General features: G+C 65.8%; 16 protein-coding genes and 2 tRNA genes. 10 read left to right on the forward strand and 8 right to left on the reverse strand.

Annotated elements, in window-relative coordinates; all coding sequences use genetic code 11:
* Positions 1-29 precede the first annotated feature (29 nt).
* The 7 genes from DFO47_RS04650 to ilvD all read right to left on the reverse strand — a co-directional run bounded on the left by DFO47_RS04650 (position 30) and on the right by ilvD (position 11,054).
* Positions 30-785 (reverse strand): ATP-binding cassette domain-containing protein, encoded by a 756-nt coding sequence (locus tag DFO47_RS04650; protein ID WP_018760051.1) that lies wholly within the window; start codon positions 783-785, stop codon positions 30-32.
* Entirely contained in the window at positions 782-3,580 is a 2,799-nt protein-coding gene (locus DFO47_RS04655) for an FtsX-like permease family protein (RefSeq protein WP_133830869.1), read from the reverse strand. Before DFO47_RS04655 ends, DFO47_RS04650 begins: the two co-directional genes overlap by 4 nt.
* A gap of 216 nt (positions 3,581-3,796) precedes the next feature.
* Entirely contained in the window at positions 3,797-5,386 is a 1,590-nt protein-coding gene (gene serA, locus DFO47_RS04660) for a phosphoglycerate dehydrogenase (RefSeq protein ID WP_109045023.1), read from the reverse strand.
* 125 nt (positions 5,387-5,511) lie between these two features.
* A complete protein-coding gene (gene ilvC / locus DFO47_RS04665; RefSeq protein ID WP_133830870.1) occupies positions 5,512-6,537 on the reverse strand; it encodes a ketol-acid reductoisomerase in 1,026 nt (341 codons plus the stop codon).
* An 83-nt stretch (positions 6,538-6,620) separates the two neighbouring features.
* On the reverse strand, positions 6,621-7,133 hold the full coding sequence (gene ilvN, locus DFO47_RS04670; RefSeq protein ID WP_018760055.1) for an acetolactate synthase small subunit: 513 nt from the start codon (positions 7,131-7,133) through the stop codon (positions 6,621-6,623).
* Positions 7,134-7,135: 2 nt separating this feature from the next.
* Entirely contained in the window at positions 7,136-9,043 is a 1,908-nt protein-coding gene (locus tag DFO47_RS04675) for an acetolactate synthase large subunit (RefSeq protein WP_018760056.1), read from the reverse strand.
* A 292-nt stretch (positions 9,044-9,335) separates the two neighbouring features.
* Positions 9,336-11,054 carry a dihydroxy-acid dehydratase gene (gene ilvD / locus DFO47_RS04680; protein WP_133830871.1) on the reverse strand — a complete coding sequence of 573 codons (1,719 nt, stop codon included), beginning with the start codon at positions 11,052-11,054 and terminating at the stop codon, positions 9,336-9,338.
* 257 nt (positions 11,055-11,311) lie between these two features.
* Here ilvD and DFO47_RS04685 point away from each other — a divergent pair, with 257 nt between their 5' ends.
* From DFO47_RS04685 to DFO47_RS04700, 4 genes are all read left to right on the forward strand, one after another.
* Positions 11,312-12,310, forward strand: a complete 999-nt coding sequence (locus DFO47_RS04685; protein WP_133830872.1) for a hypothetical protein — start codon at positions 11,312-11,314, stop codon at positions 12,308-12,310.
* A gap of 19 nt (positions 12,311-12,329) precedes the next feature.
* Positions 12,330-13,403 carry a PQQ-dependent sugar dehydrogenase gene (locus tag DFO47_RS04690; RefSeq protein WP_243835352.1) on the forward strand — a complete coding sequence of 358 codons (1,074 nt, stop codon included), beginning with the start codon at positions 12,330-12,332 and terminating at the stop codon, positions 13,401-13,403.
* 115 nt (positions 13,404-13,518) lie between these two features.
* A tRNA-Lys gene (locus tag DFO47_RS04695) sits at positions 13,519-13,594 on the forward strand.
* 237 nt (positions 13,595-13,831) lie between these two features.
* Complete coding sequence (locus DFO47_RS04700; protein ID WP_133830873.1) at positions 13,832-14,449, forward strand: hypothetical protein; 618 nt, start codon at positions 13,832-13,834, stop codon at positions 14,447-14,449.
* A 134-nt stretch (positions 14,450-14,583) separates the two neighbouring features.
* Here the strand turns inward: DFO47_RS04700 and DFO47_RS04705 are convergent, their stop codons facing one another.
* Positions 14,584-15,039, reverse strand: coding sequence for a MarR family transcriptional regulator (locus tag DFO47_RS04705; protein WP_018760060.1), 456 nt, complete (start codon positions 15,037-15,039; stop codon positions 14,584-14,586).
* A 96-nt stretch (positions 15,040-15,135) separates the two neighbouring features.
* Here DFO47_RS04705 and bcp point away from each other — a divergent pair, with 96 nt between their 5' ends.
* The 6 genes from bcp to DFO47_RS04735 all read left to right on the forward strand — a co-directional run bounded on the left by bcp (position 15,136) and on the right by DFO47_RS04735 (position 23,424).
* The gene (gene bcp, locus DFO47_RS04710) at positions 15,136-15,609 is read left to right on the forward strand and encodes a thioredoxin-dependent thiol peroxidase (protein ID WP_133830874.1); all 474 of its coding nucleotides are present in this window, start codon (positions 15,136-15,138) and stop codon (positions 15,607-15,609) included.
* A 96-nt stretch (positions 15,610-15,705) separates the two neighbouring features.
* Positions 15,706-15,787 (forward strand) — tRNA-Leu (locus tag DFO47_RS04715).
* A 231-nt stretch (positions 15,788-16,018) separates the two neighbouring features.
* Entirely contained in the window at positions 16,019-16,711 is a 693-nt protein-coding gene (locus tag DFO47_RS04720; protein ID WP_109045029.1) for a fasciclin domain-containing protein, read from the forward strand.
* 163 nt (positions 16,712-16,874) lie between these two features.
* On the forward strand, positions 16,875-18,542 hold the full coding sequence (locus DFO47_RS04725) for an ABC transporter substrate-binding protein (RefSeq protein WP_240617732.1): 1,668 nt from the start codon (positions 16,875-16,877) through the stop codon (positions 18,540-18,542).
* A 79-nt stretch (positions 18,543-18,621) separates the two neighbouring features.
* A complete protein-coding gene (locus DFO47_RS04730; RefSeq protein ID WP_018760064.1) occupies positions 18,622-20,124 on the forward strand; it encodes a malate:quinone oxidoreductase in 1,503 nt (500 codons plus the stop codon).
* Positions 20,125-20,190: 66 nt separating this feature from the next.
* On the forward strand, positions 20,191-23,424 hold the full coding sequence (locus DFO47_RS04735) for an efflux RND transporter permease subunit (protein WP_133830875.1): 3,234 nt from the start codon (positions 20,191-20,193) through the stop codon (positions 23,422-23,424).
* Positions 23,425-23,431 lie beyond the last annotated feature (7 nt).

The raw sequence follows: 23,431 nt of genomic DNA on the forward strand, positions 1-23,431 counted from the left end.
ACGTTACCTTCGGTGCGTGAGTGGGTGGGCTAGATCAGTTCTGTCAGGGTATCGCTGAGCCGGACCAGTTCGTGGTCGTGCGAAGCCACCAGGACGGCGATGCCGTCGGAGGTGGTGTCCTTCAGGATGCTGATGATGCGGTTGGCGGAGGCGCGGTCCAGGCTGGCGGTGGGTTCGTCCACCACCAGGACGCGGGTGCCCAGGATCAGGGCCCTGGCGATGGCCACGCGCTGCCGTTCGCCACCGGAGAGCTGGGCCGGGCGGTGGCGCATGCGGCGGCCAAGTCCCACCAGGTCCAGCAGGTCCTTGGCCATGTCGCGCCGCTGCTCCACTTCGCCGTCGGGCACGGCGGGCAGCAGCACGTTTTCGAGGGCACTCATGCCGTCGATCAGTGCACCGCCCTGGTCCACGTAGCCGATGAGCGCACGGCGGCGGTCGGCGATTTCGTCGTCGCCCATGCTTTCGAGCGAGTCGCCTTCCCAGAAGACGCGGCCCGACGTCGGCAGGGTCAGCCCCGCGCCAACGGTCAGGATGCTGGTCTTGCCCGAACCGCTTCGGCCGGCGACGCAGTGCATCTCCCCCGCGTGCAGGGTCAGGTCGAAGCCCTCCACCACGCTGACCGCCTCGGCGCCGCCCTTTCCGCCACCGTAACGGATGGTGATGTCGCGCATCTCCAGCGGGGTGGCGTGATCGGCAGACTTGACGATGGTGTTGGCCCGGGTCTGCAGGGGGACCTCAGTGGAGCCGCTCCGGCGGCTGCGCTGGACATTCGTCGGGTTTGTCATTGGACCACTTTCGTTGCAATCGGTATCCAGCAAAGTACGGCCACCAGCCCGGCCACGGCGGCCCAGATGGCCGCGTAGGGTGCCAGCAGCAGGCCGATGCCCAGGGCGCCCAGCACGCCCAGCGGCAAGGCCACGGTTCCCACCAGCGCGTTCTCGAACAAACGCACCTGGCGAAGCATGTCCGGGTTCCAGCCCATGGCCTGGAGGATGCCCAGGTATTGGCGCTTGGAGTTGAGCTCGAAGCGTCCGGTCACCAGGGTGAGCACCAGCCCCACGGCCACGCCGGCCACTGCCAGCAGGATGCTGGGCAGCGTCACGCTGGCCGCTGCAAGTCCGCTCAGGGCGCTGGCACCTGCGGCCCGCGGAATGTCGATCAGCAGGGCGATCAGGCCGCCGACGGCGGCGCCGAAGACACCTACCGCCACGGCCAGGGACAGGGTGTTGAACTTGTTGGTGCCCAGCTGCCGGTTGGCGAAGGTCAACGGCGAATCGACGGGGATGAGCCGCTCGTCATGCTGCGGTTCCTGGTCGATCACGTCGCGGTGGCGGAGTTGTTGCGCGGCGAACAGTGCCGCGCCGCAGTAGAGGACCACGACGGCGGCGCACACCAGGGCGGTCGGCAGGCTCCAGCTCAGGAGGCTCAGCAGGATCCCCGCGGCAGCGAGAAGGGCGGCGCCGACGCCGAACTCCTCGAGGACCCAGGTGCGGATCCGCCGTTGGGTCCAGCCCATGGCCCGCAGTGTTCCGGCCTCGCTCCGGCGTTTCCGGATGTAGCTGACGGTTGACGCGCCGGTCAGCAGGGCCGCGCCGCAGAGGGTAAGGAACAGCAGGGTGACGTTTGTTCCGGACAGGGATCCTGCCACGGCGTCGGCGGCGTTCTGCCGGACCCAGGACTGCTGGACCGTGCCCAGCGCGGATTCCTTGCCCGCCCCGTCCTTTGAGTAGCCGGGGACGGCGATGCTGGTGTCCTCGCGGGCCGAACCGGCCACGATGGTGGCGTCCAGGCCCATGTCCCGGATTTCGGCGGCAAGCTTCTCCACCTCGGGCTGGGCTTCCTTCCAGCTGCCCGGAGCCTTGGCCCGGACGCGGACGGCGTCGATGACCGCGGCGTTCTGCTTGTAGCCGCGGGCAGCCGCCAGGCCGTAGTAGTCGGTGATCGCACCGGCGGACTGGCTCGCCAGTCCGGTGGCGCTGAGGGAAGGCTTCAGTTCCGCGGCGGGGACATCCTTGCCTGCGGCGTCCTTGACCAAGGTGAACGGCGTGGGGTCGTAGCCGCCCAACGGAAGCTTGTTGACGTCACCCGAGGCGGCGGCAACGGCAGCGGGGTCGAACGTGCCGTAGACCATGGGCAGCGGCTGGGCCGGCTGCTGCTGGCCGGTGGACAGGTTCTCCCGGTACGAGCGCTCGTCTACCGGGTCGCGCTGGGTCTGGTCCACGGGGGCGCCGCTGGCGGCCTTGTCCGGCAGCCGGTTCACCGTTACCCAGTCACCGGGAACTGCTGTCTTGTCCACGGCACCGTTTGCGGCGGTGTCGCCGTCGGTGTACTTGGGGGCGCCGGCAAAGTTGGTGCTCCACTTGGCGGGGGTGTAGAGGCCCTGGTTGAAGTTGCCGTTGTTCCCCAGCAGGGACGAGTGGTCGGTGGAACCGGGCCAGGAGAGCACGAAGGGGTCCTTGGACACGAATGGCAGGTAATCCTTGCCCAGCGACTTGGACACCGTGCCGACGTCCTTGACCACCTTGCCGGCGTCGTCGATTTCCTCGATCTTCACGTTGTACTTCAGGTCCAGCGACGTGCCCGACCGGACGATCAGCGGCACGGCCTGTGAGCCGCCGCTGAGCTGGCCGGTGCGCTTGGCCTGCTGGTACTGGGTCATCAGGGGTGCCCAGTACTTGAGCTTGACGCCGAGGAAGTCGGGTCCTTCCTTGAGCTGGTCCATGCTGATGCCGTTGGTGAAGAGGCCTTCCAGGTACCGTCCCACGGCGCCGGCGTCACGGGCGTCGGCGGGGGGAGCCTTTTCCAGCGGGGCCAGGAAGTCGCCTGCGGAGCCCAGGAGGGCGCGCTCGGCCGCCGGGTCCACTGCCACGACGGATTCGGTGACCTCGGGGGCGAGCGGCAGCGCCACGGAGAGGTTGAAGAGGTTGTGCTCGGACCCGCCGGCAGGGTTGGGGAATTTTATCCCGGTCTCCCCAGCCGGTGCCGCGATGCGGATGCTGCTGCCGCCCTGGGCCTTCTCTTCGACGAGCCGCGCCTTGCCCAGGGTGCCTTCGGCGGTGGTCTTGAAGAGGGTCTGCTCGGAGTTTCCGTCGGAGCTCACGGCGCTGGCAGTCAGCCGGTACTTCTTTGCAGTGTCGCTGAGGACGGATTCGGCTGCCGGCCACTGGTTCGGGGCGGTGGCCCCTGCGGCCTGGTCGGCGGTGGCGGTGCCGGCGAGCCCGGCGTTGTAGCCGAGGTAGTCCATGGCGTCGAGCCGGGGCGTCTCAAGGTTCTGCGTTACCCGTGAGACCAGGCTGATGGGTGCGGCCACGGACGTGCCGGAGAGTTTCCGGATGGAGTCCAGCTGGTCGAACCCAATGCCGCCGGCGCCATTGGCGATCTCGGGCTGCAGGAGTGCTCCGGAGGGCGCCTTGGCCTGGACCAGGATGTCGTAGAGCCCCCTCGAATTTTCGTCGATTGTCCGGTTGAGCGCGGCCTGTGACTGGCTCTGGACGACGACCGACAAGCACATTGCTGCGATCAAGATGGCCGCGGTCAACAGCAGCACCCTGCTTCTGATGAACCTCTGGACGGCGTTCATGGAACTCCCTGAAACCTGGATTGCGTGCGCGCACTTCCAACCGCCGGGCAGACGTGGGCGATGGCGGACGGATGTGCAAAAGGTATTGGCCGGCCTGCCGGCTATGGTCCTGAACCAGGACCAAGCCATTTTAAGCAGACCGGCCAATCATACGTGGCTCCGCCCGGGCGTGCCTGCGCGGAGGAGCGGCTTCGGCGTTTCGGCCGGTGTGTCGCGTTAGTCTTCCAGGTCCACTTCCCGGACCATTTCAGCGCCGATGCCGGCCTTGATGGCGTCCAGCACCTGCTGGGGCACGGAGCTGTCGATGGTCAGCAGGGCCAGGACCTGGCCGCCTTCGTCGGAGCGGGCCACCTGCATGCCGGCGATGTTGATGTTGTTCATGCCGAGGATGTGGCCGATGGTGCCGATGACGCCGGGGCGGTCGGTGTAGGCCACCACCACCAGGTGCTCGCTGATGGGGATTTCGACTTCGAAGCCGTTGATGCCCACCAGCTTCTCCACCTGCTTGGGGCCGGTCAGGGTCCCGGCCACGGAGATCTGGCTGCCGTCGCTCAGGGCGCCGCGGAGCGTCAGGACGTTGCGGTAAGACTCGGTGTCGGGGGTGGTGATCAGGCGGACGTTGATGCCGCGCTGCTCGGCGATGACGGGTGCATTGACATAGGACACCTGTTCGGTCACGATGTCGGCGAAGATGCCCTTCAGCGCAGCCAGCTCCAGGACCTTGACGTCGAGGGAGGAGATTTCGCCGGCAACTTCGACGTCGAACTGGGTCAGGGAAGCGTGGGTCAGCGCAGTGAAGATGCGGCCCAGCTTCTCGATCAGCGGGATGCCCGGGCGGACGTCGGGGGCGATGACGCCGCCGGCCACGTTGACGGCGTCCGGCACCAGTTCGCCGGCCAGGGCCAGGCGGACGGACTTGGCCACGGAGACGCCGGCCTTTTCCTGGGCTTCATCGGTCGAGGCACCCAGGTGCGGGGTAACCACCACGTTGTCGAGCTTGAAGAACGGCAGGTCGGTGCTGGGTTCCTTGGCGAAGACGTCGACGCCGGCTCCGGCGATCTCGCCGTCCTGCAGGGCCGTGAAGAGGGCTTCCTCGTCCACGAGGCCACCGCGGGCGACGTTCACCACGTAGGCGGTGCTCTTCATCTTCTTGAAGGCGTCAGCGCCGAGCATGCCCACGGTCTCCGGCGTCTTGGGCATGTGGATGGTGATGAAGTCGGACTGGGCCAGGAGCTCATCCAGGGTGACCAGCTGCACGCCCAGCTGCGCCGCGCGGGCGGACGTGATGTAGGGGTCGTAGGCCAGGATCTTGGTGTCAAAGCCCTTGAGGCGGGCTGCCACGAGGGCGCCGATCCGGCCGAGTCCGATGATGCCGATCTTTTTCTCGAACAGCTCGATGCCGGTGTACTTGGAGCGCTTCCACTCGCCATCCTTGAGGGCGGCGCTGGCCTGCGGGATGTGGCGGGCCAGGCTGAGGATGTGGCCCACGGTCAGCTCGGCGGCAGAGACGATGTTGGACGTGGGGGCGTTGACCACCATGACGCCGGCCTGCGTGGCCGCCTTGATGTCCACGTTGTCCAGGCCCACGCCGGCACGGGCGATAACCTTCAGGTTCTTGGCGGCGGCGATGGCTTCGGCGTCCACCTGGGTGGCGGAGCGGACCAGAATGGCGTCTACGTCACTGATTGCCGAGAGCAGCTGGGAACGGTCTGCGCCGTCAGTCTGGCGGATTTCAAAGTCCGGGCCGAGGGCCTCGACGGTGGCGGGGGAAAGTTCTTCGGCGAGCAGTACTACGGGTTTTGACACGGCTGATCCTCTGCGTTGCAGTCCTGGGGATGGAAACAAGTCTAGGCCGACGGAAAGGCCGGGCTCACATTGTTAAGTGTGAACCCGGCCTCACCGCTGCGGTCTGCGTGGTTGGGCTGGCGGCCTTAGCGGGCTGCGGAGCCTTCCACGTAGTCCACGTCCTGCTGCTGCCAGGAGAACAGGGAACGCAGTTCGCGGCCCACGGCCTCGATGGGGTGCTGTTCAGCCTTGGCGCGCAGTTCCTTGAACTCGACGCCGCCGTTGTCCTGGTCTTCGATGAAGCGCTTGGCAAAGGCGCCGGACTGGATGTCGGCCAGGACGGCCTTCATGTTTTCCTTCACCTCGGGGGTGATGACGCGGGGGCCGGAGACGTAGTCGCCGTACTCGGCGGTGTCGGAGACGCTCCAGCGCTGCTTGGCGATGCCGCCCTCCCACATGAGGTCAACGATGAGCTTGAGCTCGTGCAGCACCTCGAAGTAGGCAATCTGCGGCTGGTAACCGGCTTCGGTGAGGGTTTCGAAACCGTACTGGATCAGCTGAGACACCCCGCCGCAGAGCACGGACTGCTCGCCGAAGAGGTCGGTTTCGGTTTCCTCGGTGAAGCTGGTCTTGATGACGCCGGCGCGGGTGCCGCCGATGGCCTTGGCGTAGGACTTTGCCAGCTCCCAGGCGGACCCGGAGGCGTCCTGCTCGACGGCGATGATGTCCGGGATGCCGCGGCCGGCTTCGAACTCGCGGCGGACGGTGTGGCCCGGCGCCTTCGGGGCGATCAGGATGACGTCAACGCCCTCGGGGGCCTGGATGTAACCGAAGCGGATGTTGAAGCCGTGGGCGAAGGCGAGGGCCTTGCCGGGGGTCAGCTTGTCCTTGATGGAGTCGTTGTAGATCGCGCGCTGGTGCTGGTCCGGCGCCAGGATCATGATGACGTCGGCCCATTCGGCGGCGTCGGCAACGTTCTTGACCGTGAAGCCGGCGTCCTCGGCCTTGGCGGTCGACTTGGAGCCTTCCTTCAAGGCGATAACGACCTCGACGCCGGAATCGCGCAGGTTCAGCGCGTGGGCGTGGCCCTGCGAGCCGTAGCCGACAATGGCAACCTTGCGGCCCTGGATGATGGAAAGGTCGGCGTCGTCGTCGTAGAACATTTCAGTCACTTGCGTAACTCCTCTTGAGTGGTTGTAGATAGTGGTCTTGCGGTGCTGCGGTTACGGGCGCCAATTCCCGCCGGGGCTGGTGCCTAGGCGGAACGGAGGGCCCGGTCACTCATGGAGCGGGATCCCCGTCCAACGGCCAGGGTGCCGGACTGCACGATTTCTCGGATGCCGAAGGGCTCCAGCACTGAAAGCAGGGCTGTGAGCTTTTCCGGATGGCCGGTGGCCTCAATGACGACCGAGTCGGTGGACACGTCCACCACTGAGGCGCGGAACAGGTCTGCGGCCTGGGTTACCTGCAGGCGTGTTGCGGCATCCGCCCGTACCTTGACCAGGATGTGGTCGCGCTGTACGGAAGTTTCTGGGGTCAGCTCAACGATCTTGATCACGTTGACCAGCTTGTTGAGCTGTTTGGTGACCTGCTCGATGAGGTCGCCGTCGGCGTCGACCACCACAGTCATGCGGGACACGCCCGGCACTTCGGTGGGGCCGACGGCCAAGGAGTTGATGTTGAAGGCGCGGCGGGCGAACAGGCTCGCCACGCGGGTCAGGACGCCGGGCTTGTCCTCGACCAGGACGGAAAGTGTGTGGCGGCTCATGCTCAGTCTTCCTCTTCCCATTCCGGGGTCATGTTTCGGGCAACCTGGATCTGGTCGTTGCTCACTCCGGAGGGCACCATCGGCCACACCATGGAGTTGGGGCTCACCACGAAGTCGATGACCACGGGGCGGTCATTGATTTCGAGTGCCTTCTGGATGGTGGCGTCGATGTCCTCTTCCCGCTCGCAGCGGAACGAGGCGCAGCCGTAGGCCTCGCCCAGCTTGACGAAGTCCGGGATGCGGACGGTGTCGTGGCCGGTGTTGAGGTCCGTGTTGGAGTAGCGGCCCTCGTAGAAGAGGGTCTGCCACTGCCGCACCATGCCCAGCGAGGAGTTGTTGATGACGGCAACCTTGATGGGAATGTTGTTGATGGCGCAGGTGGCCAGCTCCTGGTTGGTCATCTGGAAGCAGCCGTCGCCGTCGATGGCCCAGACCACCCGGTCAGGCTCGCCCACCTTGGCGCCCATGGCCGCGGGAACGGCGTAGCCCATGGTGCCGGCGCCGCCGGAGTTCAGCCAGGCGTGCGGGCGCTCGTACTTGATGAACTGGGCAGCCCACATCTGGTGCTGCCCAACACCCGCCACGTACACGCCTTCGGGGCCGGTCAGCTGGCCGATCCGCTCGATGACCTTCTGCGGGGCGATCAGGCCGTCGTCCGGTTCCGTCCAGCCCAGCGGGTAGGTTTCCTTGAGGTTGTTCAGGAAGGCCCACCAGGTGGTCAGGTCAGGCGTGCCGGAAGCCTCGAACTGGCTGCGGACGGCCTCTGTCAGTTCCGGAATGATCTCCTTGACCGAGCCCACTATGGGGACATCGGCGGTGCGGTTCTTGGAGATCTCGGCGGGGTCGATGTCGGCGTGGATGACCTTGGCATGCGGTGCGAAGGTGCGCAGCACGCCGGTCACGCGGTCATCGAAACGGGCGCCGAGGGTGATCAGGAGGTCCGACTGCTGAAGGGCCGTGACGGCGGAAACGCTGCCGTGCATGCCCGGCATGCCCACGTGCTGCGGGTGGGAATCCGGGAAGGCGCCTTTCGCCATCAGGGTGGTCACCACGGGTGCTCCCGTGGCCTCGGCGAGGGCGCGCAGTTCAGCGGAGGCGTGCGCCTTCACCACGCCGCCACCGACGTACAGGACCGGCTTGGAGGCGGCGGCGATGAGTTTCGCCGCCTCGCGCACCTGCTTGTTGTGGCCCCGGGTGACCGGCCGGTACCCGGGCAGGTCGATCCGCGGCGGCCACGAGAACGTCATCTGTCCCACCTGGGCATCCTTGGCAACGTCCACCAGGACGGGCCCGGGACGGCCGGTGGAGGCCAGGTGGAAGGCCTCGGCCATGACGTGGGGGATGTCGTTGGGGTCGGTCACCAGGAACGAGTGCTTGGTGATCGGCATGGTGATGCCCACGATGTCGGCTTCCTGGAACGCATCGGTGCCAATGACGCCGCTGGCGACCTGGCCGGTGATGGCCACCAGGGGCACGGAGTCCATGTGGGCATCCATGATGGCGGTAACGAGGTTGGTGGCGCCGGGACCCGAGGTGGCGATGCAGACGCCAACCCGCCCGGTAACCATGGCGTAGCCTTGCGCGGCGTGGCCGGCTCCCTGTTCGTGACGGACCAGCACGTGGTTCATGGTGGAGGCCATCAAGGGGTCGTAGGTGGGCAGGATCGCGCCACCAGGCAAACCGAAAATGTCGTCGACGCCGAGTTCTTCGAGCGAACGGACGATTGCTTGTGAGCCGGTCATCACCGTCGGGGGTACGACGTTGTTCGGCCCAAGGACAGGAGAGACGGCAGCAAGGTCGGCGACGACGGCGGCATGGTCAGCCGTCCGGTCGGCGCGTTCCGGAGCCTTGGCGGCTCCAGCGGACTTGGTGGCCATCAGCGAGGGGCTGATGGGCGATCCTTTGCTCATCGGACTCTTCCTTGTGGATCTTCTCTGGTGTTCGAATGTGACTGGAAAGGCGGGAAATAAAAAAACCCCTCAGCCTGGTGGCTCTGTGAGGGGTTCGCGCGTGACGGTTCGTTACCAGGGCTAATGTGCCACGCGCTTGGTAAGGACGACGACGATGCCGGTAACGAAAGTCATGCGTTCAGTTTTCCCTCTGGTGTGATGGGTGTCAACGAGCAACAACCCTATCTCACCATGTGGACAACACTGTCCACTCTTTGATCCTATCTCGGAAGGACCAGCCTAAAACCGGACGTCAGCCGGTGTAGGCACCCTGGCTGGCGCTGTGTACCAGCTTGGCGTACTTGGCAAGCACTCCCTTGGTGTAGCGGGCCGGAAGCGGCTGCCAGTCCACTTTGCGGGCCTCAAGGTCCGCGTCGTCCACCAGCAGGTCGAACGTGCGGGCGGCGATGTCCACCCTGATCCGGTCGCCGTCCTTGACGAAGGCGATCGGGCCGCCGTCGACCGCTTCCGGCGCAACGTGGCCGATGCACAAGCCGGTGGTTCCGCCGGAGAAGCGGCCGTCCGTCAGCAGGAGGACGTCCTTGCCCAGCCCGGCACCCTTGATGGCGCCGGTGATCGCCAGCATTTCCCGCATGCCGGGGCCGCCCTTGGGACCTTCATACCGGATGACCACGACGTCGCCGGCCTTGATCTCGCCGTTGTCGAGTGCGTCCAGCGCCCCCTTCTCGCGCTCGAAGACCCGGGCAGAGCCCTCGAAGACGTCGGCGTCGAAGCCGGCGCTCTTGACGACGGCGCCTTCCGGAGCCATTGAGCCGTGCAGGATGGTGATGCCGCCGGTTTTGTGGATCGGATTGTCCAGTGCGCGAAGAATCTTGCCGTCAACGTCCGGCGGGTTGATCGCGTCGAGGTTTTCGGCGACGGTCTTGCCCGTGACGGTGAGGCAGTCGCCGTGCAGCAGGCCGGCGTCGAGCAGGGCCTTCATGATGACGGGAACGCCGCCGATCCTGTCGACGTCGGTCATGACGTAGCGGCCGAAGGGCTTGAGGTCGCCCAGGTGCGGGATCCTGTCGCCGATGCGGTTGAAGTCGTCGAGGGTGAGCTCAACCTCGGCTTCCCGGGCGATGGCCAGCAGGTGCAGCACGGCGTTGGTGGAGCCGCCGAAGGCCATGGTGACGGCGATGGCATTCTCGAACGCTTTCTTGGTCATGATGTCCCGGGCGGTGATGCCCTTGCGCAGGAGATTGACCACCGCTTCGCCGGACTTGCGGGCGAATTCATCACGACGGCGGTCTGCCGAGGGCGGGGCGGCCGAGCCGGGGAGGGACATGCCCAGCGCCTCGCCGATGCAGGCCATGGTGTTGGCCGTGTACATACCGCCGCAGGCGCCTTCGCCGGGGCAGATGGCCTTTTCGATCCGGGTGAGGTCTTCCATGCTCATCTTGCCCGCGGCGCAGGCACCCACCGCTTCAAAGGCGTCGATGAGCGTGACTTCCTTTTCGGAGCCGTCCTCGAGCTTCACCCAGCCGGGCATGATGGACCCGGCGTAAAGGAAGACGCTGGCCAAATCCAGGCGGGCGGCCGCCATCAGCATGCCGGGCAGGGACTTGTCGCAGCCGGCCAGCAGGACCGAGCCGTCGATCCGCTCCGCCTGCATGACGGTCTCCACGGAGTCGGCGATGACTTCACGGGAGACCAGGGAGAAGTGCATTCCCTCGTGGCCCATGGAGATGCCGTCCGAAACCGAAATGGTGCCGAATTGCATGGGGAACCCGCCGCCTGCGTGGACGCCTTCCTTGGCGCCCTGCGCGAGGCGGTTCAGGGAGAGGTTGCAGGGAGTGATCTCGTTCCATGAGCTCGCCACGCCAATCTGGGGCTTGGCGAAGTCGTCATCGCCCATGCCGACAGCCCGGAACATGCCGCGCGCGGGCGCCGCATGGATCCCATCGGTGACGACGCGGCTGCGGGGCTTGATATCAGGCGTGTTTGCGGTTGCGGTCTGGGCGTCACTCATAGGGGAAAGTCTAGGGCGCGCACCGCGGCCGGACGACCGTAAGATCAGCTTCCCGTTGAAATAACGGGAAAAATTCGCCAAATAGTGGACTCACGTCTCACATAATGAGACGTCGATGGTGGTCGAGGCTCCGTCCGGCCACCCGCACGACCGGGGAGGACGCCAGCCTGCGGCCCGCGGCTTCTCTGGACAGCAGTGCCTGCCCGACGTAGCGTCGGGGACACGACACCCCCGCCGCCCGGATCGAGAGGCCTGCCATGGACATTCTTTTCTGGATCATTCTCATCGTTGTTCTCGCGGCAGTCGTTTGGTGGCTGCTGAAGCGCAACAGGTCAACCAGTACCCCTGGCGCCTCCGGCACCAGATCGGACGGCGCCCTGGAGGGAGGCAGCGCCGCTGCCTCGGCCGAGGCTGCCGCGACCACCGGGATACCCACGGCAGCGGGCTTCGGCCGCGCCGCCGAACCGGCAGCCCCGCCAACGGCTGAGGAACCGGCGGATTCATCGGCGATGCCACGGACGGCGACACCCGCGGCTGCCGAGGCCACCGACAACCCGGTCCAGGGCCCTTCCGGCGCCGATGACGGCATGGCTGCACCCGGCTCCGTCGGCGCCCGGGAAGATGAGCGCAGGCTGCAGGATGAAGCCGAGTGGGAAACCCAGTGGTCGGAGGCCGGGCCGTCCGGGCCACGTCCCGCCCCGTCCGCCACCAACGATGCAGCGGCAACGGCCGCAGCGTCACAGGCAGCCCCGCCCGCCGCAGGGGCCGAGGCCGACGCGGCGGACGACGGCGCCGGGCGGCAGGAATCCCGGGCGCACAGCTCCCCCGCACCTGCCCATCCTGTCCATCCTGTCCATCACGACGAATACACCGCACCCCACCCCCCGACGCTGCCCGGCGCCGAGACGGCCGCCGGGGAGGAGACGGCAGCATCGGAGGCGACGGAGCATGCGGAGGCCTCCGCCCCGACGGAGGAAGCATCAGGCCACCACGACGCCGCCCCGGGGCACAGCGAAGCGGCGGGAGAGCCAGCCGGGCACCTTGCGGCAAAGGAACCGTACGGGGCAGGCTCGGCATCGCCGGCCGCCGATGGAAGCGGTCCGGCGGACTACAGCGTCAGGGGAGACGCCGCTGCGATGGTCTACTACGAAGAAGGACATCCCGACCATGAGCACATCCGGGCGGATGTCTGGTTTGAGTCTGCCGCGCACGCCGAGGCTGCCGGTTTCCGCGCTCCGCGCCGCAAACGGCCCTAGCCGGAGGCGGGGCCGCCGTATGACGCTACGGCCCTACTGGATGGCCTGCCTGCTCTTCCTGCTGGCAGCGTGCACCGGCTCGCCCGGCCCAACACCTGGCACGGGCTCCGGCACCACGGCCGAGCCGCCCGTCTCCGTACCCGAGGTGCAGGAAAAGCTGGAACTGAAGCTGGCCGTCCCCTGGGCGGCCGTCTTCCTTCCGGACGGCACGGCAATCATCTCCGAGCGGGGAACGGCGTTGTTGAAGGCGGTCCGCGACGGACAGGCCACCACCGTGGGCAAGGTCCCGGGGGTGGTGCCCGCCGGTGAAGGGGGCCTGCTGGGCCTGGCGCTGTCACCGCATTTCGACGTTGACCGCTACCTCTATGCCTACATGACAGGGCAGGAGGACAACCGGGTGGTCCGGCTGACGCTGCAAAGGGACGCCGACGGCGCACTCTCCCCCGGTCCACCGCAGACCGTCTTTGCCGGCATACCGAAAGCAACGACGCACAACGGCGGGAGGATCCGGTTCGGCCCGGACGGCTTCCTCTATGTTGGCACCGGCGACGCCCAGCGCCGGGAACAGCCCCAAGATCCGGACGCCCTGGGCGGCAAGATCCTCCGGCTCGCCCCGGACGGCAGTCCGGCGCCCGGGAACCCGTTCGGCAATGCCGTGTACAGCCTGGGTCACCGGAACGTCCAGGGACTGGCCTGGGACGGCGAGGGCAGGCTGTGGGCCAGTGAATTCGGCCCCGACGTCAATGACGAGCTCAACCTGATCCTTCCGGGCGCCAACTACGGATGGCCCGAAGTGACGGGCGCACCCCACCGGCCGGAATTCCAGGATGCAAAGGTCGTGTGGCCCTCCACCAGCGAATCATCGCCCAGCGGCCTGGAAATAGACGGCGGCACCGCGTACCTGGGCGCGCTGCGCGGGGAGCGGCTGTGGGCCGTCCCCCTTCAAGGCACCGAGGCAGGTAATCCTGTGGCCTATTTCACAGGAATGTACGGGCGGATCAGGGACGTGATCCGGACCCCGAACGGCGGATTGTGGCTGATGACGAACAACGAAAACCCTGATTTCGTGCTGGTTTTGGGGCTGCGGCGGTGACGACACTTCCTCCGTGGGCGCCGATTTCACTTGCACCGGAAGTTCGTGTAGAGTTTCATGTCGTTGCGGAGATCAACGGGAAAGAAAAAGCCCGAAAGATTGAAGCAAACAAGATGCACCTCTAGCTCAATTGGCAGAGCAATTGACTCTTAATCAATGGGTTCCGGGTTCAAGTCCCGGGGGGTGCACCAAAGAAACCCCGTCTTTACTGGCCGAGAGGCCACGTAAAGGCGGGGTTTCGTTTTGCGCCTGTAATGGATGGTGTGCCGCACGGCGACCCAGAGGTTCACATCCAATGCCTCCGAATCTGCCTGGTGGCTTCCCGAAGGTAGTCGGTATGCTGCCTGGGCTGCAACCGGGTCAAGCCGGGACCCGGGGTTCCGCACATATGACCGGGGTACCCGTTTCCTCATTGAAAGTAGTCCCAGTTGAAAAAACAGCTCGCAGTCACCGCTGCCCTCGCCGGGATCACCCTGGCCGTCGCAGGATGCTCCGCGACCGCCACCCCCGGCATGACAGCTCCGCCCACCGCGTCCTCCCCGGCAGCCTCCTCCGCGGCATCCACCGGATGGGAACTGAAGCCACAGGGGGGCGGTGACCGAATCAAGGCCGCCGGGCTTCAGGTCCTCAACGCCGAAGGCGCTGCAGAGCATTTCCACGCGCACCTGGACGTCCTCGTGGACGGCAAGCCGGTCGCCGTTCCGGCGGACATCGGCTTCAGCTTCACCCCGGCCGGCCAGCCCAACGGGATCTCCGCGCTGCACAGCCATGACAAATCCGGGATTATCCACATCGAAGCACCAACCGCCGGCGCCACCTACACGCTCGGGCAGTTCCTCACCGAATGGGGTGTCCTGGACGGCACCGACCCAACGCCAGGAACGCCACACTCCGCCCAGGACGGCTGGAGTGTGGCCGTCAACGGAGTTCCGCACGACGGGAAGATCTCCGATGTGGTCCTAAAAGCCCACGACGAGGTCGTCCTGTTCCACGGCGCGGCGCCAGTTCCGGTCCCCGCCACGTTCACCTTTCCGGCAGGGCTGTAGCCCCCTCACCGGCGGCCGCCGACAAGACCCCCATGTGCTCCGCGCGCACCTAACAGTGTGGCCTCCGGACACAAAAAAGCGTGGCCCCGGCAGTCCTTGCCGGGGCCACGCTTGACGGCGTTATGAAAAGCCGGTTACTTGGCGGAGTCCACCAGCGCAGAGGCGTTGCTCGGCGTCGTGGCGAACTGGCTGGCGAGTTCACGGACCACAGCCTTGAGCTCCTGGCGCAGGACCTCGGGGTCGATCGAAGAGGAAGCCAACACCGAACGCTCCATCTCCACGGCCTGGGCTACCGCTTCCTTGCCGCGCTCAGTCAGCGAGACCACATGGCTCCTGCGGTCCGACGTGCTCCGCACCCGGGCGATATGGCCGTGGGACTCAAGCCGGCTGAGCGTCTTGCCCATGGTCTGGGCCTGGACGCGGACATACTGGGCGAGCTGGGCCTGGGTCATGGGGCCTTGCGCAGCCAGCACCTCTATGGCGATAACACCGGCGTGCGTGAGTCCGATGGCGCCAAGTTTTTCGTTCCAGGAGTGTTCAACGAGGCGCGCAGCAGTGGACAGGAGGCGCCCTGTGGGCCAGTGATCCATATCAGGCATAGCAGCCAGTATAACCAAGTGCCGATTAGCACTCGCCCCACCCGCTTACTAGGCTGTTGTGTCCCGCCCGCAACAAGGAGAAAAACAATGGCTGAAAGACTCGTTACCGGCGACAAAGCACCCGCATTTACCCTGCAGGACTCACGCGGGAAGGAGGTCAGCCTGGACCCGGCCTCCGGCCGCTCCACCATTGTCTACTTCTATCCGGCAGCGTCCACGCCCGGGTGTACCAAAGAAGCCTGCGACTTCCGCGACAGCCTTGCCTCCCTGCAGGCCTCCGGATACGACGTCCTGGGCATCTCGCCCGACCCCGTCGAAAAACTGGCAAAATTTGCGGCGAATGAAGCCCTGACGTTCCCCCTGCTCTCCGATGAGGACCACGCAGTGGCCGAGGCATACGGCGCCTGGGGCGAAAAGAAGAACTACGGCAAGACGTACCAAGGCCTGATCCGCTCCACCATCGTGGTGGATCCCGACGGCAAGGTTTCCCTCGCACAGTACAACGTCCGGGCGACCGGACATGTGGCCAAGTTGCGGCGGGACCTCAACCTGGACGCCTGACCACGGCGCACCTGCCGGACCACCCCGCCGGCGCGACGCTACAATGGACACTGGCATCCCGCCGTCGAACGCCCTGCGTTCCTGGGGGAAGCCTGCGCGCGAGTGGTGAAATTGGCAGACACGCAGGATTTAGGTTCCTGTGCCTTCGGGCGTGGGGGTTCAAGTCCCCCCTTGCGCACACCGCGGATCCCCCGGCTTTGGCCGGGGGATCCTTTGTTTTAAGCCGTCTCCCCCATGCCGGTTCGTGCCCCGAATAGAAAAACTCCACGGATCCACCCATCCACTTCCGCCCACCGGCCGAATAGCCATTGAGACACCAGCCAAGGGCAGGTGCTTACCCCCAAGTCAGACTGCACGCCACGGACACCGCTCCACGGGCAGCAGGCTCAACGATCCAAGGAGTACTGAAATGCAGACCTTCAAGCGCACCACTTTCACCGTCGCAGGCGTTGCAGCGGCCGCTCTGCTCAGCCTCACCGCGTGTGGCGGTTCGGGCAGCACCTCCGGGTCCTCGGCATCTTCGGCGCCGATGTCCTCCGCCCCCAGCTCCAGCATGGCCTCACCGTCATCCAGCGCCATGGCCAGCTCCTCGGCCGGCAGCATGGACCCGGCAGCAAACCTGGTCGGCCCCGGCTGCGCCGCTTACGCCCAGCAGGTTCCCACCGGCGCAGGCTCCGTAGCCGGCATGGCCCTGGATCCGGTGGCCGTCGCCGCCTCCAACAACCCCATCCTCACCACGCTGACCGCGTCGGTATCCGGCAAGCTCAACCCCAAGGTCAACCTGGTGGACACCCTCAACGGCGGCGAATTCACTGTCTTCGCACCGGTGGATGACGCCTTCAAGAAGATTGACGCCGCCACCATCGACACCCTGAAGACGGACGATGCCCTGCTGAGCAAGATCCTGACCTACCACGTTGTTCCCGGCCAGATCACCCCTGACAAGATCGCCGGCACCCACGCCACCGTCGAGGGCGGCTCCGTCACCGTCACCGGCAGCGGCAACAACCTCAAGGTGGACAACGCCAACGTCATCTGCGGCGGCGTCAAGACCAAGAACGCCACGGTCTACCTGATCGACTCGGTGCTGATGCCCAAGTAGCCCTCACAGGCAACAAGCGTTCTTCGACCAAGCCGGGTTCCACTGGTTATCCAGGGGCCCGGCATTGGCGTGTCCGGATCCGGGCAGTGCCCGGGTCGTGTCCATTAGACTGGATCCCGGCCCGCAACCGGCGGAGCCGGCAGGATCCAGAGGTGATAAACGAGTGCCCAGCAGTACATCGCGGCGGACTGCCCTCAAGGCCGGCGCCGTCCTCATGGCGCTGGGCGTGACATCATGCACAGGCACACCGGTTCCCTCTCCCACGCCCGGCCAGGACAACTCCACGCCCGCGGAACCGGCAGCCACCTTCAGCTTCGGAACCGCCGCCCAGCCACTGGGCCTTGACCCGGCATTGTCCAACGACGTCGAGTCCCAGCGCATCACGCGGCAAATCATGGAAGGCCTCGTGGGAGTTGACCAGACCACGGGAAAGCCCACGCCCCTGCTGGCCACCGAATGGAACGAATCCAACGAGGGCCGCACCTACACCTTCAAGCTTCGTACCGGCGTTACCTTCCAGGACGGGACCCCGTTTAATGCCGACGCCGTCTGCACCAACTTCAACCGCTGGTTCGCCTTCTCCGCCGAACTGCGGAAGCAGGCACCGGGCAGTTCCTTCAAGGGGGTCTTCAAGGCCCACTCGGACGAAGCCAGCCTCTCAATCTTCAAGAGTTGCACCGCCGTGGCCGCGGACACAGTGCAGATCGACCTCACGCAGCGCTTCACGGCGTTCCTGCAGGCATTGACATTGCCCGCCTTTGCGATGGCCTCCCCCGCCGCCCTCGCTGCCGGCAAAGCCGACGTGCTGGACCAAAACCGTGGCGGCCAGGCCTTGTCCGTTTTCGCCACCAACCCGGTCGGCACCGGCCCCTTCACACTCGCTGCCTGGGGCAGCGACAACGTGACCCTGTCCAGCAACAAGACCTACTGGGGCGACCGCGGGCAGATCGCCACCATCAACTTCCTCGCCTACAACTACCCGCAAACCCGCCTCCAGGCCCTCCTGGACGGCAAGATCGACGGCTACGACGCCGTGACCGTGGGGAACTTCGACCAGCTGGTCAAGCGAGGCAAGCAGATCGTCCAGCGCGACCCGTTCTCCGTGATGTACGTGGGCATGAACCAGGACATCCCGGTGCTGCAAAACCAAAAGATCCGGCAGGCGGTGGAGCTTGCGATCGACAAGGAAACGCTGATCCGGAAGTTCTTCATCGACAACACCGCCAAAGCGACGCAGTTCGTCCCGCCCAAGATCAGCGGATTCAACAACGATGCCCCGGCACTGGGCCATGACCCGGAAAAGGCCAAGAGCTACCTCAAGGACGCCGGCTACGCCGGCGAGGAACTCAAGTTCTACTACCCCCTGAACGTCACCCGGCCCTACCTCCCGACCCCCGAAAAGGTCTACGCCGAGCTCAGCCGCCAGCTCACCGCCGTCGGCTTCAACATCCGGCCCGTCCCGGTGGACTGGGCCGATGGCTATCTCCAGAAAGTCCAGTCCCCCGGCGACCATGCCCTGCACATCCTCGGCTGGAACGGCTCGTACTCGGATGCCGACAACTTTGTCGGCCCGCTGTTCGGCGAGAAGAACGGCGAATTCGGGTACCAGGATCCGCAGGTGTTCTCGAAAATCAACAGGGCCCGCGGCCTGCCGGACGGCAAGGAGCGCGATGACTTGTATCACACCATCAACACCCAGATTGCGGCGACGGTGCCGGCCGTTCCCATCGCCTTTCCCATCTCCGCCCTTGCCCTTTCGGACCGGGTCCTGAGCTACCCGGCGTCCCCGGTCTTAAATGAAGTTTTTACGAAGGTCCAACTAAAGCCTTGACGGGCCGGTCCAATTTCAGTATGTCGGCTGCCCGGGGATATTCTGTGACAGCCAGAGCCGCTGCAATCGGAGACTGATCGTGACTTTCATTTCCAAGACCCCACATGCCGACGTTGTCCTGATAGGCGGCGGCATCATGAGCGCGACGCTGGGGGCATTCCTCAAGCAGCTGGAGCCGGACTGGACCATCTCGCTGTTCGAACGGCTGGACCAGCCGGGGCTCGAGAGCTCAGATCCCTGGAACAACGCGGGGACGGGCCATGCGGCCCTCTGCGAACTGAACTACTCCCCCGCAGCCAAGGACGGCTCGGTAAGCCCCAACAAGGCGCTGCTCATCAATGAACAGTTCCAGCTTTCCCGCCAGTTCTGGTCCCACTTGGTGGACAACAACCTGATTGGCTCCCCCAAGGGTTTCATCAACACCGTCCCGCACATGAGCTTTGTGATTGGCGAGGACCACACCCGGTTCCTGAAGACGCGCTACGAGGCCCTGAAGCCGCACACCCTTTTCCGGTCCATGGAGTACTCCGAGGACCACGCACAGATTGCCAAGTGGGCGCCACTGATCGTCAAGGGCCGCGACCCCAAGCAGCGTGTCGCCGCTACCCGGGCAGCTGAAGGAACCGACGTCGACTTCGGCGCGCTGACCCGTGAGCTCACCGGCTACCTGGGGAACAACGGCGTCGAAATCAACTATGGCCATGACGTCACCGGCATCTCCCGGGCGTCCGACGGCGGCTGGGACCTGACGCTGAAGCACCCGCGTTCCGGAGAGCACGGCAAGATCCACGCCAAGTTCGTCTTCGTCGGCGCCGGCGGCGGCGCGCTGCACCTCCTCCAGGCCTCGGGCATCCCCGAAAGCAAGGGTTACGGCGGCTTCCCCGTCTCCGGGCAGTTCTTCCGCTGCACGGACGAGACCATCGCCGCCCAGCACAGCGCAAAGGTCTATGGCCAGGCCTCGGTTGGCGCCCCGCCCATGTCCGTACCGCACCTGGATACCCGCTACGTCAACGGCAAGCGCTCGCTCCTGTTCGGACCCTACGCCGGCTTCTCCACGAACTTCCTCAAGAACGGCTCCTACCTGGACCTGCCGCTGTCCATCCGCCCGGGCAACATCATCCCGATGCTCGCCGTGGCCAAGGACAACATGGACCTCACCGCGTACCTCATCAAGGAGGTTGCAAAGCGGCACGACCAGAAGGTCGAGGCCCTGCGCGAGTACTACCCCGAGGCAAAGGGCGGCGACTGGGAACTTATCACCGCCGGCCAGCGTGTGCAGATCATCAAGAAAGATCCGCAAAAGGGCGGCATCCTTCAGTTCGGAACCGAAGTGATCGCCGGCCGCGACGGCTCCATCGGCGCGCTCCTGGGCGCGTCGCCCGGGGCTTCGACCGCTGTCCCCATCATGATTGAACTGCTGCAGAAGACGTTCCCCCGGAATTTCAAGGGCTGGCAGTCCAAGCTCAAGGACATGATGCCCGGTTACGGGGTCAAGCTGGATGAAAATCCGGACCTGGCCGCGGAGCTGGAACGGGCCACGGCCAAGTCCCTCCAGCTGGAGAGCGTTTCCGCCAGCCATTGACCCTGCCGGGGCCAGCGGCTGGCACCCAGGGCATGTACCAGTCACTAAACCCCCAGGAGAGCATCCATGTTCCGGCTGGCGCACCTTTCCCTTGCCAACAGGGCCCTGATCGCGCTGATCACTGTCTTTGCTTCGGTCTTCGGCGTGATCACCATGTCCTCGTTGAAGCAGGAGCTCATCCCGTCCATTGAGTTCCCGCAGATCACCGTGCTCAGCTCCATGCCGGGCGCGTCGCCCGAGGTCGTGGACAAGCAGGTCAGCGGCCCGCTGGAGAAGGCACTGAACGGCGTGGAGGGGCTGGAATCCACCTCCTCCACGTCACGCACCGGCGTCTCGCAGATCACCTTGGTGTTCACCTATGGTTCCAATCTTGACCGGGCCCGGAACCAGATCGACCGGGCGATCTCCAACGCCAAACGGACACTTCCCAGCGATGTCCAGCCGCAGGCCATCGCCGGGAGCATCAGCGATTTCCCCATCGTGTTCCTCGCGGTGTCCTCGGACAAGTCCCTGAGTGACCTGAACGCTGACCTGCAGCGCCTGACCGTGCCCCGGCTGCAGAAGATCGACGGCGTCCGCAGCGCCGACGTGACCGGTGGCGCGTCCCAGCACATCGAGATCCTGCCACGCACCGATGCCCTCGCCGCCGCGGGCGTGGGCGTGACCGCGATAAAGGACGCCCTTTCCAACAACGGAGCCCTGGTCCCGGCCGGAACCCTCGAGGACCAGGGAAAGACCCTCTCCCTGCAGATCGGCAGCCCGGTGGATTCCCTTGACGCCATCAAGGCCCTTCCGCTGGCCGGGGCGAAGAACGCAGCGACCGTCGGCTCGGTGGCCGACGTCTCGCTCAAGGACGACGAACGCACTTCCATCACCCGCACCAATGGGGCCGAGACCCTGGCTGTTTCCGTCACCAAGAAACCCGAGGGTGACACGGTGGGGATTTCCCATGCGGTGCGGGACTCCCTGCAGGATCTCCAGGCGGAGCTGGGCTCGAACGCAAAGTTCACACCTGTCTTTGACCAGGCACCGTTCATCGAAAAGTCCATCAAGGACCTCACCACGGAAGGCCTGCTGGGGCTGGGATTCGCGGTCGCGGTCATCCTGCTGTTCCTGATGTCGGCGCGTTCCACGCTGGTCACCGCCGTCTCCATCCCGCTGTCGCTGCTCATCACGTTCATCGGTCTTTCGGGCACGGGCTATTCGCTGAACATCCTGACCCTCGGCGCACTCACCATCGCGATCGGACGCGTGGTGGACGACTCGATCGTGGTCATCGAGAACATCAAGAGGCACCTCAGCTACGGCGAAGAAAAGTCGACGGCGATCCTCACCGCCATCAGGGAGGTGGCCGGTGCCATCACAGCCTCCACGCTGACGACGGTGGCCGTGTTCCTGCCGATTGCCTTCGTCGGCGATCTGGCCGGCGAACTGTTCCGGCCGTTTGCCCTGACCGTCACCATGGCGCTGCTGGCGTCGCTGCTGGTGTCCCTGACCATCGTTCCGGTGCTCGCCTACTGGTTCCTCAAAAACCCCAAGGGCGCCCCGGACGGAGCACCGGCCGGTTCCGCCGAGGCCCGCCGGATTGCCGCGGAAGCCCGAGCCAAGGCGCACGACGCCGAGCAGCGCAGCCGCCTGCAGCGCGGCTACCTGCCCATCCTCCGGTCCACCCAGAAACACCCGGTCATCACCCTGGTGGCCGCCGTCCTGGTGCTCGTCGCCACGGGCGCCATGACGCCACTGCTGGCTACCAACCTGCTGGGGAACTCGGGACAGAACAGCCTGACCGTGCGCCAGGTGCTGCCTGCCGGAACCAGCCTCGCGGACACCAGCGCCGCCGCAATCCGGCTCGAGGAGGTCCTGCGCGGCATCGACGGCATCAAAGACGTCCAGGTAACGTCGGGCAATGCGCAGGCCGGGTTCGCCGCGCTGACCTCCACCGGGTCCTCGAACTCCACTTTCACCGTGGTCACTGACGAGAAGGCCAACCAGGAACGGCTCCAGGACACCGTCCGGACCGAGCTGGCCAAGGTGCCTGATTCCGGCAAGATCTCCGTTGGCACCCAGCAGGGCGGCTTCGGTACCTCGTCCACCGTGGACATCACGCTGAAGGCCGCCACCAGCGCCGACCTGCAGTCCGCCAGCGACACCGTGGTTGCCGCCATGTCCGGCGTTCCCGGCACCAGCGAGGTGGCCAGCAACCTGGCGGCCAGCAACCCCGTGGTGCAGGTGAAGGTGGACAGGGCAAAGGCGGTGGCCGCAGGACTGAACGAGCAACAGGTTGCCGGGGTCCTGGCTTCCACCATCAGCCCCATTCCCGCGGGGACGGTCCGCATCGACACCAATGATTTCCCGGTGCGGATCGGCCAGGGCACAAAATTCACCAGCATTGACGCCGTCCGCAACATCCCGCTGCCGGCTGGCGGCAAGCCGGTAACGCTGGGAAGCATTGCCTCCGTGGAGCAGGTGGACGTCCCCGTCTCCATCACCGCCAGCAACGGTGAGCGCACCGCCAAGGTGTCCATCACGCCGTCGGGCTCCAACCTGGGTGCCGTGAACACCGAGGTCCAAAAGCGCCTGGCGGACGTCCAGCTGCCTGCCGGCGTCACCGCGACGATCGGCGGGGCCACCACCCAGCAGGCGGACTCCTTCCGGCAGTTGGGCCTGGCCCTGCTGGCTGCCATTGCCATCGTGTATGTGATCATGGTGGCCACGTTCAAATCCCTCATCCAGCCGCTGATCCTGCTGGTATCGGTTCCCTTCGCGGCCACCGGTGCCGTGGCCCTGCTGCTGGTCACGGGAGTTCCGCTGGGCCTGCCGTCGCTGATCGGCATGCTCATGCTGGTGGGCATCGTGGTGACCAATGCCATTGTGCTGATCGACCTGATCAACCAGTATCGCCAGCCGCGTGACGGCCGGCCGGGCATGAACGTGGCGGATGCCATTACCAACGGTGCCCGGCAGCGCCTGCGCCCCATCCTGATGACGGCACTCGCCACAGTCTTTGCCCTGACTCCCATGGCCCTGGGCCTCACGGGCGGGGGCGGTTTCATCTCGCAGCCGCTTGCCGTTGTGGTCATCGGCGGCCTGGTGTCCTCCACTGCACTGACCCTCATCCTGGTCCCCGTGCTGTACCGGCTGGTGGAGGGTCGCCGCGAAAAGAAGGCGTTGCTGAAGGATCTTCAGGCCCGGCCTGAACGCGGCCCGGGGTCCGACGTCGATGCCGGGTTCAAGGACTGGACCACCGGGCAGATGCCCAAACTCAGCGGCCGCCGCGCCGCCCCCGGGGGCGCCGAGTAGCAACAGC

This window comes from Arthrobacter sp. AG258, from assembly GCF_004364695.1.
Lineage (GTDB): Bacteria > Actinomycetota > Actinomycetes > Actinomycetales > Micrococcaceae > Arthrobacter.